Source organism: Polaromonas sp. (genome assembly GCF_029945925.1).
Lineage (GTDB): Bacteria > Pseudomonadota > Gammaproteobacteria > Burkholderiales > Burkholderiaceae_C > Polaromonas.
Genome location: NZ_JAQSDN010000020.1, coordinates 1 through 18849 on the forward strand (window position 1 = coordinate 1; position 18849 = coordinate 18849).

Annotated in this window: 19 protein-coding genes and 1 pseudogene; 14 read left to right on the forward strand and 6 right to left on the reverse strand. The window is 61.8% G+C overall.

From position 1 onward, the window contains the following. From PSV40_RS05185 to PSV40_RS05200, 4 genes and pseudogenes are all read left to right on the forward strand, one after another. Positions 1-119, forward strand: a pseudogene (locus PSV40_RS05185) (type I glyceraldehyde-3-phosphate dehydrogenase); the annotation flags it as partial. Then, complete coding sequence (locus tag PSV40_RS05190; protein WP_300535077.1) at positions 116-1309, forward strand: phosphoglycerate kinase; 1194 nt, start codon at positions 116-118, stop codon at positions 1307-1309. The pseudogene PSV40_RS05185 and the gene PSV40_RS05190, both read left to right, overlap by 4 nt. 81 nt (positions 1310-1390) lie before the next feature. Continuing rightward, the gene (gene fba, locus PSV40_RS05195; RefSeq protein ID WP_300535080.1) at positions 1391-2428 is read left to right on the forward strand and encodes a class II fructose-bisphosphate aldolase; all 1038 of its coding nucleotides are present in this window, start codon (positions 1391-1393) and stop codon (positions 2426-2428) included. A 122-nt stretch (positions 2429-2550) separates the two neighbouring features. Next, positions 2551-2859, forward strand: coding sequence for a c-type cytochrome (locus tag PSV40_RS05200; RefSeq protein WP_300535083.1), 309 nt, complete (start codon positions 2551-2553; stop codon positions 2857-2859). A gap of 167 nt (positions 2860-3026) precedes the next feature. On the opposite strand, the gene PSV40_RS05205 is transcribed toward PSV40_RS05200, so the two are convergent. Continuing rightward, complete coding sequence (locus PSV40_RS05205; protein ID WP_300535085.1) at positions 3027-3344, reverse strand: metal-sensitive transcriptional regulator; 318 nt, start codon at positions 3342-3344, stop codon at positions 3027-3029. Between the two features lie 163 nt (positions 3345-3507). Here PSV40_RS05205 and PSV40_RS05210 point away from each other — a divergent pair, with 163 nt between their 5' ends. From PSV40_RS05210 to soxB, 10 genes are all read left to right on the forward strand, one after another. Then, the gene (locus tag PSV40_RS05210) at positions 3508-4146 is read left to right on the forward strand and encodes a DUF302 domain-containing protein (protein WP_300535088.1); all 639 of its coding nucleotides are present in this window, start codon (positions 3508-3510) and stop codon (positions 4144-4146) included. 42 nt (positions 4147-4188) lie between these two features. Further along, the gene (locus tag PSV40_RS05215; RefSeq protein WP_300535091.1) at positions 4189-5463 is read left to right on the forward strand and encodes an outer membrane protein transport protein; all 1275 of its coding nucleotides are present in this window, start codon (positions 4189-4191) and stop codon (positions 5461-5463) included. A 162-nt stretch (positions 5464-5625) separates the two neighbouring features. Continuing rightward, positions 5626-5943 (forward strand): hypothetical protein, encoded by a 318-nt coding sequence (locus PSV40_RS05220; protein ID WP_300535093.1) that lies wholly within the window; start codon positions 5626-5628, stop codon positions 5941-5943. A 310-nt stretch (positions 5944-6253) separates the two neighbouring features. Then, positions 6254-7621: a sulfite dehydrogenase gene (soxC, locus tag PSV40_RS05225; protein ID WP_300535095.1), complete on the forward strand. Its 1368-nt coding sequence runs from the start codon at positions 6254-6256 to the stop codon at positions 7619-7621. Next, positions 7605-8729 (forward strand): c-type cytochrome, encoded by a 1125-nt coding sequence (locus PSV40_RS05230; RefSeq protein ID WP_300535097.1) that lies wholly within the window; start codon positions 7605-7607, stop codon positions 8727-8729. The genes soxC and PSV40_RS05230 overlap by 17 nt, the downstream gene beginning before the upstream one ends. Before the next feature lie 69 nt (positions 8730-8798). Next, positions 8799-9257, forward strand: coding sequence for a thiosulfate oxidation carrier protein SoxY (soxY, locus tag PSV40_RS05235; RefSeq protein WP_300535100.1), 459 nt, complete (start codon positions 8799-8801; stop codon positions 9255-9257). 46 nt (positions 9258-9303) lie between these two features. Then, positions 9304-9615 carry a thiosulfate oxidation carrier complex protein SoxZ gene (gene soxZ, locus PSV40_RS05240; protein ID WP_300535103.1) on the forward strand — a complete coding sequence of 104 codons (312 nt, stop codon included), beginning with the start codon at positions 9304-9306 and terminating at the stop codon, positions 9613-9615. A gap of 84 nt (positions 9616-9699) precedes the next feature. Beyond that, a complete protein-coding gene (gene soxA / locus PSV40_RS05245; protein ID WP_300535106.1) occupies positions 9700-10503 on the forward strand; it encodes a sulfur oxidation c-type cytochrome SoxA in 804 nt (267 codons plus the stop codon). Between the two features lie 12 nt (positions 10504-10515). Further along, complete coding sequence (gene soxX / locus PSV40_RS05250) at positions 10516-11163, forward strand: sulfur oxidation c-type cytochrome SoxX (protein WP_300535108.1); 648 nt, start codon at positions 10516-10518, stop codon at positions 11161-11163. A gap of 65 nt (positions 11164-11228) precedes the next feature. Beyond that, positions 11229-12965, forward strand: a complete 1737-nt coding sequence (gene soxB / locus PSV40_RS05255; RefSeq protein WP_300535111.1) for a thiosulfohydrolase SoxB — start codon at positions 11229-11231, stop codon at positions 12963-12965. Positions 12966-12994: 29 nt separating this feature from the next. On the opposite strand, the gene PSV40_RS05260 is transcribed toward soxB, so the two are convergent. The 5 genes from PSV40_RS05260 to acsA form a co-directional block, all read right to left on the reverse strand. Then, complete coding sequence (locus PSV40_RS05260) at positions 12995-13258, reverse strand: acyl carrier protein (protein ID WP_300535113.1); 264 nt, start codon at positions 13256-13258, stop codon at positions 12995-12997. Then, positions 13255-14484 carry a dihydrolipoamide acetyltransferase family protein gene (locus tag PSV40_RS05265; RefSeq protein ID WP_300535115.1) on the reverse strand — a complete coding sequence of 410 codons (1230 nt, stop codon included), beginning with the start codon at positions 14482-14484 and terminating at the stop codon, positions 13255-13257. The genes PSV40_RS05260 and PSV40_RS05265 overlap by 4 nt, the downstream gene beginning before the upstream one ends. Next, positions 14481-15470: an alpha-ketoacid dehydrogenase subunit beta gene (locus PSV40_RS05270; RefSeq protein ID WP_300535117.1), complete on the reverse strand. Its 990-nt coding sequence runs from the start codon at positions 15468-15470 to the stop codon at positions 14481-14483. The genes PSV40_RS05265 and PSV40_RS05270 overlap by 4 nt, the downstream gene beginning before the upstream one ends. After that, entirely contained in the window at positions 15470-16510 is a 1041-nt protein-coding gene (gene pdhA / locus PSV40_RS05275) for a pyruvate dehydrogenase (acetyl-transferring) E1 component subunit alpha (protein ID WP_366914962.1), read from the reverse strand. Before pdhA ends, PSV40_RS05270 begins: the two co-directional genes overlap by 1 nt. 287 nt (positions 16511-16797) lie before the next feature. Further along, entirely contained in the window at positions 16798-18576 is a 1779-nt protein-coding gene (acsA, locus tag PSV40_RS05280; RefSeq protein ID WP_300535121.1) for an acetate--CoA ligase, read from the reverse strand. Positions 18577-18849 lie beyond the last annotated feature (273 nt).

The following is an 18849-nucleotide window of genomic DNA, read 5'->3' on the forward strand; positions in this document are numbered from 1 at the left end:
TCGCGCTGGACAGCACCTTCGTCAAGATCGTCGCCTGGTATGACAACGAGTGGGGTTACTCCAACAAGTGTCTGGAGATGGTGCGCGTTGTGGGCAGGACCGCGGGACGGGCACCGTGAACGTCTTGCGTTTTAGCGACATCGTGAAAAGCGGATTGGCGATCGACAAGCGCGTCTTTATCCGCGCCGACATGAACGTTCCGCAAGACGAGGCTGGCCGCATCACCGAAGACACCCGCATCCGCGCCAGCGTGCCCTGTATCCAGATGGCGCTCGATGCTGGCGCCGCGGTGATGGTCACCAGCCACCTGGGCCGCCCCACCGAGGGCGCCTTCAAGCCCGCAGATTCGCTGGCCCCGGTGGCCAAACGTCTGGGCGAATTGCTCGGCCGCGATATGCCGCTGGTGTCCAACTGGGTCGATGGTGTGGACGTCAAACCCGGTCAACTGGTGATGCTGGAAAACTGCCGTCTCAACGTCGGCGAGAAAAAGAACGACGAAGCGCTGGCCCGCAAATTGGCGGCCCTGTGCGACATCTTTGTGCACGACGCCTTTGGCACCGCGCACCGGGCTGAGGGCAGCACCTACGGCATTGCGCAGTACGCGCCGATCGCCTGCGCCGGGCCGCTGCTGGCGGCTGAAATTGACGCCATCAGCACGGCGCTGGCCAACCCGAAGCGCCCGCTGGTGGCCATCGTGGCGGGCAGCAAGGTCTCGAGCAAGCTGACCATTCTGCAAGCCTTGGCCAAAAACGTAGACCAACTGATCGTGGGCGGCGGCATCGCCAACACCTTCATGCTCGCCGCGGGCCTGAACATCGGCAAAAGCCTGGCCGAACCCGGTCTGCTGGCTGAGGCCAAAGCCGTGATCGAGGCCATGAAAGCGCGTGGCGCTGAAGTGCCGATCCCGACCGACGTGGTCACCGCCAAGACCTTCAGCGCCGACGCCGTCGCCACCACCAAACCGGCCGCCGACGTGGCGGACGACGACCTGATCCTGGACATCGGCCCCGAGACGGCGAAGCGGCTGGCCGAACGGCTCAAACAGGCCGGCACCATTGTCTGGAATGGCCCGGTGGGTGTTTTTGAATTTGCGGCGTTCGAGAACGGTACCCGGGTGATTGCTCAGGCCATTGCCGCATCCAGCGCCTTCAGCATTGCCGGCGGGGGTGACACGCTCGCCGCCATCGCCAAGTACGGCATCGAGAAGGATGTGGGCTATATCTCCACCGGCGGCGGTGCTTTTCTCGAGGTGCTGGAAGGCAAAACCTTGCCGGCATTCGAGATATTGCAGAAACGCGCGGTCGAGTAATTTGCTATTAATGTAATAGCTGCTTGCGCATATGTCGCGGGGGCTGGAAGCTGATTTTGTTTAAATTTTCAGGAGATTCCCATGGCTTTTGTTTCCCTTCGCCAAGTGCTGGACCATGCTGCCGAAAACGGCTACGGCGTACCTGCTTTCAATGTCAACAACCTCGAACAGATCATCGCCATCATGGAAGCGGCGCAGGAGACGGACAGCCCGGTCATCCTGCAGGCGTCGGCCGGAGCCCGCAAATATGCCGGTGAAGCCTACTTGCGCCACATGATGCTGGCAGCGGTGGAGACACACCCCGACATTCCCGTGGTGGTGCACCAGGACCACGGTACCTCGGCCGCCGTCTGCCAGCAATCCATTCGTTCCGGCTTTACCAGCGTGATGATGGACGGATCGCTCATGGGGGACGGCAAGACGCCCGCCAGCTATGACTACAACGTGGCCATCACCCGCCGCGTGTGCGAGATGGCGCACCCGATTGGCGTGTCCGTGGAAGGCGAGCTCGGTTGCCTGGGCTCGCTGGAAACCGGCGAGGCCGGTGAGGAGGACGGTATCGGCGCCGAAGGCAAACTCACGCACGACATGATGCTGACCGACCCGGTGCAGGCCAAAGACTTTGTCGAGAAAACCGGTGTTGACGCGCTGGCGATTGCCATTGGCACCAGCCACGGTGCCTACAAGTTCACCCGCAAGCCTACCGGCGATATTCTGGCCATGGACCGCATCGTGGCTATTCACGCGCAAATCCCCAACACGCATCTGGTGATGCATGGCTCTTCCAGCGTGCCGCAGGAATGGCTGGAGATCATTCGCCAGTTTGGCGGCGACATCAAGGAGACCTATGGCGTGCCGGTGGAGGAAATCCAGCGCGGCATCCAGAGTGGCGTGCGCAAGATCAACATCGACACCGACATCCGGCTGGCCATGACCGGCGCCATGCGCCGGGTATTCGCGCAGCAGCCCAGCGAGTTTGATCCGCGCAAGGCGCTGGTGGCAGCCAAGAATGCAGCACGTGGCATTGTCAAGGCGCGTTTCGAGGCGTTTGGCTGCGCCGGCATGGGCAGCCGCATCAAGCCTGTCAGCCTGGAGGCCATGAGCGCCCGGTACGTCTGAGGGTTGGGGATTTCCCTGACCAGATGGATGCATCTTGGTCGCGGCAAACATCAAAACTCCGTTAAATTAGCGAAGACTGATATAGAGTCTGTTTTTTTTATCCATTTCCCAGGAGACTGATCTTGAAATTCGCCCCCATCCTCATCGCTGTCACTGCGCTGGTTTCAGCCCCCGCGTTTGCCAACAAGGAACTCGCCAGCCAGAAGGCCTGCATGGCCTGCCACGCTGCCGAGAAAAAACTGGTGGGCCCTGCCTACCAGGACGTAGCCAAAAAATACGCAGGCAACAAGGATGCCGAGGCCAATCTGGTCGCCAGCATCAAGAAGGGCGGTTCCGGCAAATGGGGTCCGATTCCGATGCCGGCACAGGCTGGCCTGAGTGATGCCGAGGCGGCGACGCTGGCTGCGTGGATACTCGCCGGCGCCAAGTAAGCAGAAAAAGGCAGGTAAGTGGGCCGGCCCCGGCGCGGGGCCGCCTTGTAACGCAGGGACGCGAGGGCAAACCCGTCCTGTGCCGGACTCAGCCCAGGATCAACACGGTGTCCGGGCTGGGCCAGATGAGTGCAGGCCTCGCGGGAGGTGCTGTTGTCCACCCGATGTCAGCCAAATTTTTCCAGCAGGTGCGCCGCACGCTCCACCTCGACAATCGCTTGCGCATCGGTTGTGGATTCGTGGACGGCCTCCATCAGGGAGCAGGCCATCATGCGGTAAAAAGTCTTGTCCATGGCCTTGCGCGCAGCAGACATTTGCAGCGCCACTTCCTCACATGACCGTCCGCTCTGGATCATCTCGACCAATCCCCGCACCTGCCCTTCGATACGGCGCAAGCGGTTAACCACATCCTTCTGGTGATCGTCACGGTAGGAGGAAACCGGGGCTGGAGCCTCGGGTCTACGCGGGGTGCCTTTGGTTGCCATGTGAATCCATTGTCGCGATGGTTGATCTGCGCTGATTTTGCCAGATAGCCGCCTGTAGAACGCAGGTCCTGTTGTTGTTTAAATACCCTACCCCCCAGGGTATAGGGTTGTTCCCAGTGGCCGAAAAATGATTGCTGACGCACTATCGCTGCACATTGGTAACGTGGAATTTTCTGCTGCTGATGTCGACCCCCTATCGACGACAAACCTATTGAACAAGGAACTGCTGGTGAACGCTTTGACAAATTTTTCGAAATGGCTACCCTTGCTGGCGGCCATGTTATTGACCGGTTGCGGCACCATCAATACGATGGGAAAGCTTGAAAGCGGCGCCGGTGCCGAAGCCAGCAAGATGTGGGATCGCTGGATTGAAGCTGAAGGCGACATCGCAGTGGCGACCACCTGGGAGCGCAAGGTCAAGACCGGCGTGACAGTTGCCGACATCGAGCAGGTTTTCTCCCAGATTTCGGCGGAAAAAAACATGAAGAGCGTGGGCGAGCTGCCTCTGTCCAAAGAGCTGGAGGCGCGTACCGGGACCAAGCAGAAATTCCTCAAGGTCTACTCCTATTGCTCACCCGTGACGGCGCGCATGATGGTGGACTTCAGTCCGCACATGGGGGCGTACCTTCCTTGCCGCCTGACCGTGGTTGAGCGCGACGATGGTCTGTGGATCTACACGCTCAACATGGACATGATGGTCAAGATGGGGCGCAAGCTGCCATCGCCATTGAAAGAGGAGGCTTGGAAGGTCCGCGAAACCATTTACCAAATGATGGACCGCGGCGCCAAGGGTGAGTTCTGACCGATTAACAGCTTGAAAACCACTACTAACAGGAGACAATTGATGAACAAGTCAAAAACAGCAAAAGCGGTTCGTAATCTGGCCGCGTTCGCCATCATTGCGGGCCCCCTGACGGCGGCCATGGCCACCAATGGCTATTTTTCACATGGCTTTGGTATCAAAGCCAAAGGCATGGGCGGGGTTGGCATCGCTTTGCCGCAGGATGCTCTGGCCGCAGCAACCAACCCGGCTGGCATGGTTGATGTGGGCGGTCGCGTCGACTTCGGCGCGGACCTGTTCATGCCAGACCGGACCGTGACCTATACCTCCGCGTACCAGGGCGTCGCTGCCGGCGACTACCGCAGCGGCCAGCGCAACTTCCTGGTTCCGGATTTCGGCTACAACCGCATGCTGAGCAGCGACCTGGCGGCCGGTGTGGTGGTGTATGGCAATGGTGGCATGAATACCAACTATGGCACCAATCTCATCACCTCGGCCGGCTCCCATACCTACACCAACCTTGAGCAATTGTTCATCGCTCCGACGATCTCGAAAAAGATAGGCAGCCACTCGTTCGGCGCTTCCTTGAACCTGGTCTACCAGACCTTCGAAGCCAAAGGCCTCGAGGCCTTCGACAATGCCAATAACAGCCGCTATGTCGGCTCGGTGACCAATCGGGGCAAGGATTCATCAACCGGGGTCGGCCTGAAGCTGGGCTGGACGGGTCAGGTATCGCCGACCGTCACCTTGGGCGCGGTCTACCAGAGTCGCACCAAAATGTCGAAGCTCGACCGATACAAAGGCCTGCTGGCCGAAGAAGGCGGTTTCGATATTCCTGAAAGTTATGGCTTTGGGGTGGCGGTCAAGGCCACGCCCAAAACCACCGTGGCGCTTGATGTGAACCAAATCAATTACGGCGGCATCAAGTCCATCTCGAACCCCGGCACGCTCTTTCCTGCTGTCTCCGGAACCCCCATGGGTCCTGCCAATGGTTCCGGCTTTGGCTGGAACGACATGACGGTTCTCAAGCTCGGCGTGTCGCATGAATACAGCAAGAACCTGACGCTGCGTGCGGGCTACAACCACGGCAAGATGCCGATTACCAGCCAGAACACCTACTTCAACATTCTTGCGCCGGCGACGGTCGAGCAGCATGTCACGCTCGGAGCGACCTGGACGCTGGCCAACAAGGCGGAATTGAGCATGAGCTACATGCATGCGTTCAGCAAGGGCGTCAGCGGCGTTGCCAATGGCAACGGCCAATCTGTCGCAGGCTATCCGGTCAACCTCAAAATGAAGCAGAACGCCATCGGCATCGCCTACGGCTGGAAGCTGTAAACCGCAGGTCTGAAGGGGCTGAAGGTTTGGACCATCAGCCCCTTCTGTTATTGAGGGCTATCCCATGGCGAAAAATGCCATCCGGCCTTCGGCTTGCGCCGGGTGTCTGGCGGCTTGCAAGGTATTGCATTGAATGGACTTCTTCCGGTACGCTAACGCTCCATGATCACATCCACTTTTCCCCTTCTCCTGCTGCTGGCCCTGACTTCCGCCAGCGCGCAAATGCCGGCGCTGTACCAGGGCGCCGACCTCAAGTTGGGTGAGCAGCTGATTGCGGAGCACAAGTGTGCGGCATGTCATCAGCAGAAGGTAGGCGGCGATGGCAGTGCCATTTACCGACCCGCCGGACGCGTCAACGCTCCGGGCGTTTTGCGTGGGATGGTGGAGTCGTGCAACACCGAGCTCAACCTGGGGCTATTCCCTGAAGAGGTGACGGCGATCTCGGCCGTCCTGAATCGCGACCACTACCGCTTCAAATAGCTGACTCAAATTCCCGGTGATCAGTGAAAACCCTCGACGCCAATTTCAACTTATCATATATATTCGTGCATCCGAATATTTGGAATCTGTAAAAAGACCCAGACTTTGCGGAAATTGATGCTGGCGCCGCGTCGCGAGGCGTTGATTTTTTGCAGCATCGCGGTTGAATCGACAGTGTGGGGAAGAAATGTGGTTTATTCCCTGAGCGCCATGGGTTGGCAATCAGGATTGCAAGGTGCATGCGGGCTGACCCGGCAGATCCGGGTGGAGATGCGGAGTCAGGCCCTGACTATTTATCAAAGGAAACTGTGTGAATCCAGACGATTTGAGCTCAGGAAGAGTCCTGAAGGCGCCCGAGAGCTTTTTGAGCCGGGACGGCATCAAAACGGTGGTCGCAGAGGCCCGCCACGGGCGTCGCGACTTCATCCGTAGCGCATTCGCCGCTGCGGCAGCGGGGCTGGCCGTTCCGGTAGCGCTGGCGCAGGGAAATCCGGTGCCGGCTGAAGGCGGCGATACCAACATCCTGAATTTGCCTGAGCACAGCAAGGGCTTGGGTCAGCCCGTGGCCTCCGATGGTGGCTATGGCAAGCCGTCCAAATATGAGGCGAATGTGCAGCGCCGCCAGAGTCCAGGTCTGACCCAGACCCCGCAGGCCTCGGTGTCGTTCTCGCCATTGCAGTCGCTGTTTGGCATCGTCACGCCAAGTGGCCTGCATTTCGAGCGACACCATCAAGGCTGGTGGGATATTGATCCGTCCAAGCACCGTTTCATGATCAACGGCATGGTCAAGTCGCCCAAGGTGTTCACGCTGGACGAAATCATGCGTCTGCCTTCGGTGTCGCGCTTCCACTTTATCGAATGCGGCGCCAATACGGCGGTCGAATGGGGCAATGTGGCTGTGCCGACGGTGCAGTACACCCACGGCATGATTTCATGCAGTGAGTTCACCGGTGTGCCGCTCATTACCTTGCTCGAGCTGGCAGGGGCCGACCTCAAAAACGGCAAATTTGTGCTCGCCGAAGGTGCCGATGGCTCCTCGATGACGCGTACCATTCCCATGAGCCTGATCAAGTCCGGCGAAGTGTTTGTGGCTTACGGCCAGAACGGTGAAATGTTGCGCCCCGAGCAGGGTTACCCGCTGCGTCTGATCGTGCCCGGTGTGCAGGGCGTGAGCTGGGTCAAGTACCTGCGCCGTGTGGAGGTGGGTGACAAGCCTTATGCCGCCAAGGATGAGGCGATTCACTACATCGATTTGCAACCTGACGGCACGCATCGCCAGTACACCAGCATCCAGGAGTGCAAGAGTGTTGTGACGACGCCGTCGGGCGGACAGGTCTTGCTGGACAAGGGCTTCTACAGCATCAGCGGCCTGGCATGGTCGGGTCGCGGCAAAGTCAAGCGGGTCGATGTGTCGGTCGATGGCGGCCGAAACTGGCGCACAGCGCGGCTGGAGTCACCGGTGCTGACCAAGGCGCTGACACGGTTCAGCCTCGACTGGGTATGGGACGGCAAGCCAGCCATCATCCAGAGTCGGGCCATGGATGACACCGGTTACGTCCAGCCGAATTACAAGCAGCTTCGCGCGGTGCGCGGCACGCGCTCGATCTATCACAACAATGCGATCCAGTCTTGGTTGGTTCAGGAAAATGGCGAGGTGAAAAATGTCCAGGTTTCGTAAAGCAGTTTTGGCTGCTGCCATGCTGGCCGCGGTCAGCTTCGCGGGCGCGCAGACTGCCGGTGCCTACCCGGGGGTGGGACGCGCCGCGACGCCCAAGGAAGTCGCCGCATGGGATATCGACGTGCGGCCGGACTTCAAGGGTCTGCCGGCGGGTTCGGGTACGGTGGCCAAAGGCCAGGTTGTCTGGGAAGGCAAGTGTGCGTCCTGCCACGGGATTTTTGGCGAATCAGGCGAAGTATTCAGCCCGATCGTGGGTGGAACCACGGCCGAAGACATCAAAAAGGGTCGTGTTGCCAATCTCATGAACACGACCTATCCGGGGCGTACCACCTTGATGAAGGTGCCCACACTTTCGACCTTGTGGGACTACATCAACCGCGCCATGCCTTGGACGGCCCCGAAGTCGCTCAGCACCGAAGAAGTGTATGCCGTCACGGCCTTTATGCTGAATCTCGGAGGCATTGTTCCGGACGACTTCACTCTGTCCGACAAAAACATGGCCGAAGTGCAAAATCGCATGCCCAACCGCAATGGCATGACGACCAAACACGCGATGTGGCCAGGCAGTGAATTTGGCGGCACGGCCAGCCCCGATGCCAAAAATGTGGCCTGCATGAAGGACTGCACGCCCGAGCCCAAGGTGGCATCCTTCCTGCCAGACTTTGCACGCAACGCACATGGAAATCTTGCGGAGCAAAACCGGCCGGTTGGCCCTCAGCGTGGCGTTGACACGACCAGGCCGGAGGGCAAGGCGCTGGTGCCGGGTGCAGCAGCAGCGGCCGAGGCGGCTGTCGCGCAGAAAGCTGCCGAGGCGGCGCCCGCTAAACCAGCCGCCAGGACCGACCCGGCTGGTGTTGACGGCAAGGCGGCGATAGCGTTGACGCAAAAATACAGTTGTACGGCTTGTCATTCCATTGACAAAAAGATCATCGGCCCCAGTTTCCTGGACATTGCCAAGAAGCATGCCGGGAAGACCGAGTATCTCGCGGGGAAGGTGAAGGCGGGCGGTGTCGGGGTTTGGGGGTCCATGCCCATGCCGGCGCAGGCTTTGAGCGATGCGGAAGCCAAGACCATTGGTGCTTGGCTGGCTTCGGGTGCGGGAAAATGAAGACCGGGAAAATACCAGTGCACAGCTTGTATTCTTATATTAGTATCAACTTGATCAAGGAGACTTAACATGCAAACTCGTCGCGAGACACTCAAACATGGCGCCATCGTTGCGGGCCTGCTGGCATCCACTGGCTTGTTCCCCCAGTATGCAATGGCGGCCTACAACAAGGCCGCGTTCGAAGCCAAAACGCCGGCGGACGTGCTGAAGGCACTGGGCGCTGGCGCACCGGTCGAGAGCAAAGACGTCACCATTGGCGGCCCCGATATTGCTGAAAACGGTGCTGTGGTTCCATTGACCGCCAGTACCTCGCTGCCCGGTGTGAAGCAGATTCTGATTCTGGTCGAGAAGAACCCATCCGCTTTGGTGGCACTGTTCAACATGACCGACAGCGTCGAGCCAAACTTCGCCACGCGCGCCAAGATGGGCCAGTCCTCGGACGTGTATGCCGTGGCTGTGATGGCGGATGGCAAGGCATTTTTTGCAAAAAAAGAAGTCAAGGTCACGCTTGGCGGTTGCGGCGGCTGAGCGCCCCTTTTTTTTGAACAATTCAATACAGATTCAGGAGTAAAAAATGGCAGATCCGATGCGTATTCGCGCCCAGGTAGCAGGCAGCAATGCAACCGTCCGTGTTTTGATGAGCCACGAAATGGAGTCCGGCCAGCGCAAGGACTCGGCAGGCAAGCTTGTGCCGGCCTGGCATATCGCCGAAGTCACCGCCACGCATAACGGCAAGACCGTCATGACGGCAGAATGGGGGCCGGCGGTTTCGAAAAATCCGTTCCTGCAGTTCAGCGTCAAGGGTGCCAAGGCCGGTGATAAAGTCGGCGTGAGCTGGAAAGACAACAAGGGCGAAAGCCGGACTGACGAAGCAACGGTTTCCTGAGCTTCCAGATCCCGTGTTGGTAATGGAGAAGGGCATGCTCTTCTCCATTTGCGTTTGGCTTCATAACAAATTCAAGAGGTGACAATGACACGAGCAAAACTACTGATCACGGCCGCGGTGGCTGCTGCCATGGCAGGCAACGTGCTGGCGCAGAAGTCTGCTGCAGAGGGCATTGCTGAATACCGCGCCATGCTGCAGGACGGTAACCCGGCAGAATTGTTTGAAGCCAAGGGCCAGGACCTCTGGAAGCAGAAACGCGGTGCCAAAAAGGAGTCGCTTGAAAAGTGCGACCTGGGCAAGGGCCCCGGCGTGGTCAAGGGTGCTTTTGTGGAATTGCCGCGTTATTTTGCGGATACCAGGCGGGTACAGGATCTGGAGTCCCGCCTGCTCACCTGCATGGAAAACCTGCAGGGTTTCAATGCTGCCGAGATTGCCAAGACGCCTTTCGGCAAGGGCGAGCAAACCAACGTGACGGCGCTGGTGGCCTGGATATCGGCTGAATCCAGAGGCATGAAATTCGACCTGCCGCAAGACCATGTGCAGGAAAAAACCATGTATGAAGTGGGCAAGCGGCTTTTCTTCGCCCGGGGTGGCACCCATGACTTTGCCTGCGCCTCGTGCCATGGCACGGACGACAAGCGCATCCGTCTGCAGGACCTGCCCAACCTGACCAAACAGCCGGGCGCCGGCAATGGGTTTGGCGCCTGGCCGGCTTACCGCGTCTCCAACGGGCAATTGTGGGGCATGCAGCTGCGTCTGAACGACTGCTACCGGCAGCAGCGCTTTCCTTATCCCCTGTTTGGCAGCGATGCGACCATCGCGCTCGGTGTCTATATGGGTGTCAACGGCAAGGGCGGCGAGTCGATTGCCCCGGCCCTCAAGCGTTAAGGAGACAGCATCATGAAAAAAACCATTAAATACCTTGTACCAGCCCTTGCAGTTTTTCTGGCCGGCTGTGCCATCATGCCCTCCGGCGCCGATCTGGACAAACTGACCGCCGAAATCACCAAGGCGTCGTTTCGTGACGAAGGTCAAGCCAAAGTGGATCGTCTGGTCCAGGATGATGCGAACCGCGAATGCAGTGCGGCTGATGTGGCCGGCAAGCCGATCAATGAAAAAGTGGCCGCAGCGATAGAAGCCGCCAACCTCAAAGCCATCAAGTGGCCGTCCGACGGCAAATTTCTGGGCGACTGGAAAGAGGGCGAGAAAATCGCCCAGGATGGACGCGGCATGACATGGACCGACAAGGCCGGTTCGGTCAATGGCGGCAACTGCTACAACTGCCATCAGATCAGCAAGCAGGAGATTTCCTTTGGCACCATAGGCCCGAGCCTGTACAACTACGGCAAGCTGCGCGGTGTGGCGGATCCGGCCAACCCGGCGTCCAAGCCCATCGTGGAATACACCTGGGGCAAGATCTGGAACGCGCGGGCCTACAACGCCTGCTCGCAAATGCCGAGAGCTGGCCACAATGGCTTCCTGACCGAACAGCAGGTCAAGAATGTCATGGCCCTGTTGCTGGATCCAAAATCGCCGGTCAACCAGTAATTTGAATCCGACCCGGGTCCGTCCCGGGTCTTTTTATTTTTCTTTACTTCAGTAGTTGCAGATTTATGAATTTAACAAAACGCGAATTTTTCCAGGTCCTGGGTGCAGGCACCATGGCGGGCATGGGCTTGGGCACTTACGCCGAAGCGGATGCCGCGACGGCCTCCAACGGGCTCTACGACATTCCCAAGTTCGGCAGCGTGTCGTTTCTGCACATGACGGATTGTCATGCCCAGCTCAAGCCGATTTACTTCCGCGAGCCCAATGTCAATCTGGGCATTGGCGGCATGAAGGGCAACCTGCCGCATCTGGTCGGCGAACACCTGCTCAAGGTGGCCAAGGTACGGCCCGGCACGGCCGAGGCCCACGCGCTGACCTACCTGGACTATGAGAAGGCGGCGCGCCGTTATGGCAAAGTGGGCGGGTTTGCGCATCTGGCGACGCTGGTCAAGCGCCTCAAGGCCAGCCGCCCGGGTGCGTTGCTGCTCGACGGCGGCGACACCTGGCAAGGCTCGGGCACCGCCTTGTGGACGAATGGCCAGGACATGGTCGACGCCTGCAAGCTGCTGGGCGTGGATGTCATGACCGGTCACTGGGAGTTCACGCTGGGAATGGAGCGCGTGAAGGAAATCATCGAGAAGGACTTTGCGGGCAAGGTTGACTTTGTCGCCCAAAACGTCAAGACCAATGACTTTGGCGACCCGGTGTTCAAGCCTTATGTGATCCGCGAAATCAATGGCGTTCCCTGCGCCATCATCGGGCAGGCTTTCCCGTACACGCCGATTGCCAATCCGCGCTACATGGTCGCCGACTGGGCCTTCGGCATCCAGGACGAGAACATGCAGAAGATGGTCGATGAGGCGCGCGGCAAGGGCGCGCAGGTCGTGGTGGTTTTGTCCCACAACGGCATGGACGTGGACCTCAAGATGGCCAGCCGGGTCACAGGCATAGACGCCATCATGGGCGGCCACACGCACGACGGCATGCCGGTGGCTTCGCTGGTGAGCAACAAGGGCGGCAAAACCATTGTGACCAACGCCGGCTCGAACAGCAAGTTCCTGGGCGTGCTCGACTTTGATGTCAAAGACAAAAAGGTCAGCGATTTCCGCTACAAACTGCTGCCTGTTTTCGCCAACATGCTGCCGGCCGACCGCGAGATGGATGCACTGATCACCAGGATACGCGCACCGTATGAGGCCAAGCTGTCGGAGAAGCTGGCCATCACCGAAGGCACGCTGTACCGCCGTGGCAACTTCAACGGCACGGGTGACCAGTTGCTGGTCGATGCACTGATGGATGTCCAGGGGGCCGACATCGCGTTTTCACCGGGTTTCCGCTGGGGCACCAGCCTGTTGCCGGGGCAGGCCATCACGCGTGAATGGGTGATGGACATGACGGCCACCACCTATTCGTATGCCACCCTGACCGAGATGTCGGGTGAGACCATCAAGACCGTTCTGGAAGACGTTGCCGACAACCTGTTCAACCCCGACCCCTATTACCAGCAGGGTGGCGACATGGTGCGCGTGGGTGGCCTGCAATACAGCTGCAACCCGCTGGCCGGCATGGGCAAGCGCATCGACGAGATGCGTCTCAACGGCAAGCTGATCGAGGCCGACAAGAAGTACAAGGTGGCCGGCTGGGCACCGGTCGCCGAAGAAGCCAGGAACCAGGGCAACAAGCAGATGTCGGAGGTCGTGGAGATCTGGCTCAAGGCACGGGGTGGCAAGATCAGTGCCCGCAAGCTCAATACGCCCAAGCTCACGGCCGTGTTGCCCAATCCGGGCTACGCGCCGGTATAAATCAAACGCGGGAAGGGGACGAAAAACCTTCACCCACCTGCCGGCCCCGGCCGGGCCAGCAGGTAGTCGAGCACATTGTCGAGGGTCACCAGCTGGGCGTAGTCCGCCTCCGGGATGCTGACGCTCAAGCGCTCATGCAGCGCCACCAGAAAGTTGAGCCAGTCCATGGAGTCCAGATCGACCTGATGGCGCAGCGGGCGGGCGGGGTCGAAGGCTTCGGGTTCGACTTCCGGCGCAATCGTGCGCAGGATGCCCAGGACGGTAGCGGTCAAGGCCGGGCGGTCGTTCGTCATGTGCCGGTTCCTTCCTGGTTCGCCGCAGGCGCGATGTTTTCAGCCAGTATTTGGGGCTGCTGCAGAAGGTCACGCAGTTCGGCCAGAAACAGCGCGCCCTGGTGGCCGTCCGATGCCCGGTGATCGGCGGCAAGCGTGGCCGTGAGCAGCGGCAGCGCGCACACCTTGCCGTCCTGCACCCAGGGCCGCACGGCCAGACTGCCGAAGCCCACCAGCGCCACCTGCGGCGGGTAGATCACGCCGAAGACCGTCTCCACACTCTGATCGCCCAGATTCGTCACGGTGATGGTCGGATCACTCATCTCCGAACTTCGCAGCGAGCCGGCCCGTGCGCGCCTGACCAGATCGCCCAGTTCGTGCATGAGCTGCGCCAGCGGTTTGTCGCCCACATCGTGGAGGGCGGGCGCCACCAGCCCGCCGCCGCGCAGCGAAATCGCCACGCCGGCATGCACGGCCCTGGACGGCTGGAACGCACCGTCGCGGTAGAAGCCGTTGAGCTGGGGTACGCGGCGCAGAGCCACGGCTACGGCGTGGAGCAGCAGCACGGCGGGCAGCATGCGCCCGGTGATCGCCACGCCCTCGTTGCGCTGTTGCAACCAGGCGATCGCCGCGGCCATCGGAATGGTGTCGCTCAGGTAGTAGTGCGGAATTTCGCGCTTGGAGCGGCTCATGGCTGCGGCAATGGCCTTGCGCATTTCCTTCTGGCGGTCCGGCGTGCTTGCCGCCGGCGCAGGCGTCACACGTCCCGCTGCCGCAGCCTCGATGTCGGCCAGCGTGACCGCGCCCTGTGTGCCGCTTCCTTTCATGTTGTCGGGATCGAGGCCGAGCTCCTTCGCACGCTTGCGCGCGGCGGGTGACACCGGATGCCGTGCCGTCATGCTTGTTGGTTGAGCTTCCTGCACCTGTGGCGTGACCGGCTGCGGCGGAGCAGCAGGTGCAGCGAGCGGCCCGGATCCAGGTGCCGGGGCCCCTGCAGGGGCGGCTACCTCACCGGGGGCCAGCAGCGTGGCCAGCGCGGTGCCCACCGGCACCTTCTCGCCGGCGTGCACCAGCAACTCGGCGACCACGCCGTCCTGCCAGATCTCGACATCGACCGCCGCCTTGGATGTGTCCACCACGGCCACCACCTGGCCGCGCTTGACGGCATCGCCCGGTTTCACATGCCAGCTGAGCAGCGTTCCTTCATCCATGTCGGCGCCCAGCGAGGGCAGCTTGAATTCGATCATGGGGTGCTCCCGAACAGGGCGCGTGCGGCGGCCACAATCTTCGGCACCTGCGGCAGGGCGGCCTCTTCCATGTGGCGGGCGTACGGAATCGGCACTTCCTCGCTGCACACACGCGCCAGCGGGGCGTCGAGGTCGAAGAAAGCCTGCTCCATGATGCGCGCCATGATCTCGGCGGCCAGGCTGCCCGAGCGCCAGCTTTCGTCCACCACCACCGCGCGGCGGCATTTGCGGACCGAGGCCATGAGCGTTGCATCATCGAGCGGGCGCAGCACCCGCAGATCAATCACCTCGGCGGAAATCCCGAGTCCGGCCAGTTCCTGCGCCGCCTGCAACACCTTGGGCAGGCTGCCGCCGTGGGTGATCAGGCTCACGTCGGTGCCCGGGCGGCGCACGCGCGCGCTGCAAATGTCCGACGACGGCGACGCATCGTCCGGCAACTCGCCCTCCAGGTTGTACAGCTGCGCGTGTTCGAAGATCAGCACCGGGTCCGGGTCGGCCAGTGCCAGCGCCAGCATGCCGCGCGCATCTTCGACCGTGGCGGGTGCGAGCACCTTGAGGCCAGGCACATGGGCATACCAGCCTTCGAAGCTGTTCGAGTGCTGGGCTGCCACCTGGCGACCGGCGCCAGTCGCCATGCGGATCACGATGGGGACCGAAAACTGCCCGCCCGACATGTGGCGCAGCATGGCCGCCGTGTTGACGATAGGGTCGAGTGCAAGCAGGCTGAAGTTGACCGTCATGATCTCGACAACCGGCCGCATGCCGCCCAGCGCGGCGCCTATGCCGGCGCCGACGAAGCCGAGCTCGGACAGCGGCGTGTCGCGGATGCGCTCAGGGCCGAACTCGTCGAGCAGGCCCTTGGACACCGCATAGGTTCCGCCGTAGCGGCCCACGTCTTCGCCCATCAGGAAGACGCGCGGGTCGCCCTGCAGGGCTTCGCGCAGCGCTTCCCGCAAAGCCTCGCGGTAGCTGATACGCCTTGTCATCACATCCTCCCTCCTGTCCCCTCTCCCTCCGGGAGAGGGTTAGGGTGAGGGCCCTTCGCACGCCCAAGGCCCTCACCCCTGCCCTCTGTCCGAGGAAGAGGGAGTGGAGACGGCGTATGGACATCGCGCTGCAGGTCAGCGACGGGCTCCCAACTGCCGGCTTCGGCAAACGCCACGGCTGCGTCGACCTCGGCCTGGGCTGCAGCATCGAGGGCCAGAAATTCTTCTTCCGTCAGGCTGTCCTGGGCCTTCAGGCGCGCGGTGAAGGTGTGGATGGGGCCGCGCGTTTTCCAGGCCTCGACCTCGGCCTTGTCCCGGTAGAGCTCGGGGTCGAACATCGAATGTGCACGAAAACGGTAAGTTTGCAGTTCCATGAACACCGGTCGGCCCGCGGTGCGCACCTGCTGCGCGGCGCGCTGCACCGCCTCGTGCACGGCCACCACATCCATGCCATCAACACGCACGGTGGTCATGCCATAGGATGCCGCTTTGACGCACAAATCGGTTTGCGACTCCGAACGCGCCAGCGCCGTGCCCATGGCGTACAGGTTGTTCTCGCAGCAAAACAGCACCGGCAACTGCCACAACGCGGCGAGGTTGGCCGCTTCGTGAAACGCTCCCTCGGCCATTGCGCCTTCGCCAAAGAAGCAGGCGGTGAGCGCCTGGCGCTGGAGCATTTTGTCGGCCAGCGCCAGCCCTGCCGCCAGCGGCAGGCCGCCACCCACAATCGCGTTGCCGCCATAAAACCGGCGGGCACGGTCGAACAAATGCATGGAGCCTCCTCGCCCGCGCGAGCAGCCCTCCTGCTTGCCATACATCTCGGCCATGATGGCCTCCATCCTGACGCCGCGCAGCAGCGCATGACCATGCTCGCGGTAGGTCGCCACCGCGTTGTCTTGGGTTTGAAGCGCGCGCAGGGCGCCGGTGGCCACCGCTTCCTCGCCGATGTAGAGATGGAGAAAGCCGCGGATCTTCTGCTGGCCGTAAAGCTCGGCACACTTCTCTTCCATGCGACGGATGCGCAGCATGTCGGCCAGCATGTTCAGGGAAAAGGCCTTGTCCCAAGGGACCGGGCCGCTGGGCGGTGCAGGCACTTGAATGCTGCTCGCCCCCAGGCTTGCCACTGCGTGTGCTGCACGGGGCCTTGCAGGCCGCGGCTCGCGGGACGCTTCGCCTCTGTTGCCTGGCCCAACCTGCGCAGGCAGGTTGGGAGCCGCAGGCTCCAGCCCCTCGGGGGCCGTTTTTCCCTGGGGCGGCCCGGCGGCGCTCGTGGGGCAAGCCTCCGCGCTGTGCGCTGCGGTATTCGCCTTGGGAGCGGCCCGGCGGCTCATGCCCCATCCTCCAGCGTCGAGGTGTCGCCTTCGGGCAGCCCGAGTTCACGCGCCTTGAGCAGACGGCGCATGATCTTGCCGCTGCGCGTGCGCGGCAGCACAGTCAAAAACGCAATCTCCTTGGGTGCCACCGCCGCGCCCAGGCGCTTGCGTGCGTGCGCGAGGATGTCCATGCGCAGGGCCTCGTCAGGCGCGTGCCCGTCCTTGAGGGAGACAAAAGCCTTGACCACCTCGCCGACCACCGGGTCGGGCTTGCCGATCACACCGGCTTCGGCCACGGCCGGGTGTTCCATCAGAACACTTTCGACCTCAAAGGGGCCGATCAGGTGGCCGGCCGACTTGATGACGTCGTCGCTGCGTCCCACAAACCAGTAGTAACCGTCGGCGTCCACCCGCGCCAGGTCGCCCGTGAGGTAAAGATCACCCGCAAAACACTTGCGGTAACGCGCCTCGTTATTGAGGTAGCCGCGAAACATCGAAGGCCAGCCGGCCTTGAGCGCAAGTTCACCTTCAACATCGGGAGTGTCGATCACGCGCACGCGCGGCGGCTCGCCTTCGGCTTCGAGATGTTCGACGATGCAGGCCTTGATGCCGGGCAGCGGCCGGCCCATGGAACCGGGCTTGATGTCGAAGGCCGGCGTGTTGGCGATCATGATGCCGCCGGTTTCGGTCTGCCACCAGTTGTCGTGGATGGGCAGGCCGAGCGCCTGCTTGCCCCACCAGACGGCCTCGGGGTTCAGCGGCTCGCCGACGCTGGCGACAAAACGCAGGTCAGGGAAACGGTGCGTTTGCGCCGCCTCCAGGCCGGACTTCATCAGCATGCGGATCGCCGTGGGCGCGGTGTACCAGACGCTGATGCGCTCCTGCTCCAGCAGGCTGTACCAGCGCCCGGCGTCGAACTCCTCGCGGTCAATCAGCGAGGTCACGCCATGCAGCAGCGGCGCGATGATGCCGTAAGACGTGCCGGTGACCCAGCCCGGGTCGGCGGTGCACCAGTAGCGGTCACCGGGGTGCAGGTCGAGCGCGTAAAGGCCGGTGGCATGGTGGGCGACCACCGCACCATGCACATGGAGGGCGCCCTTGGGCGTGCCGGTGGTGCCGCTGGTGAAATGCAGCAACGCGGGGTCTTCCGGTTGGGTGGCCACCGTGGTGAAGACATCGGACGCGTTGCGCATCAGCGTGGCCAGGTCCAGCGTGTCCGGTTCGTTCGTGATGCCGCCGTCTTCGGACACCAGCAACACATGGTGCAGCGTGGGCATCTTCCCGCGCATGGCCCTGACCTTGCGCTGGTAGATCAGGTCGGTGGTCACCAGCACCTGTCCGGCGCCGATGTTGATGCGTGTGGCCATCGGCTCGGGCCCGAAGGCCGAAAACATCGGCGTGACCACCGTGCCGTTTTTCAGCGCCCCGAGCACCGTGATGTACAGCTCCGGAATACGCCCGGCCATGACAAACAGGTGGTCGCCCTTGCCGACGCCCAGGCCCTGCAGCACGTTGGCAAAGCGGTTGGTCTGCCGCGCAAGGTCGCCGTAACGCAGGTCCAGCGGCGGTGTGTTGCGCGCGACAAAACGCAGCGCAATGTGATCATGCAGGCGGCCTGTGGCATGGCGGTCCACGGCCTCGAAGCCGATGTTGAGGCCGCCGTCGGGCAGGCCCTGCAGCGCCCGCCGGGCCGCGTCCCAGGAGAAGTCGCGGCACTCTGCGTCGTAGCTGGACAGGTTGGGCGGCACGCGCAGATCGCGTGCCGTCTTCCGGATGACTTCGGGTCTCTCCACGGTCTTCCCCTTCACGCGGCTCCCGCTGAACCGCAGGTCAGCTTAGCCCTGCCGCGCGACGCGTCCCTTGATTAACCGCAAACACCTGATCTGCCGGGGTTCGCCACCTGATGGCGGCTTTTGCTATCAAATAAATAGCTGTATGCGCCCGTTCCTGTTGGACTGGAGGCTGATTTGATGAGGAAAAAGCCGCGCCGGCTGCTTCAGCCCGGCCGGGGCCCGGCGGGCAAACCGTTCCTGCCTTTCTTCGCCTGCCGCAGCGCGCCCCGACCG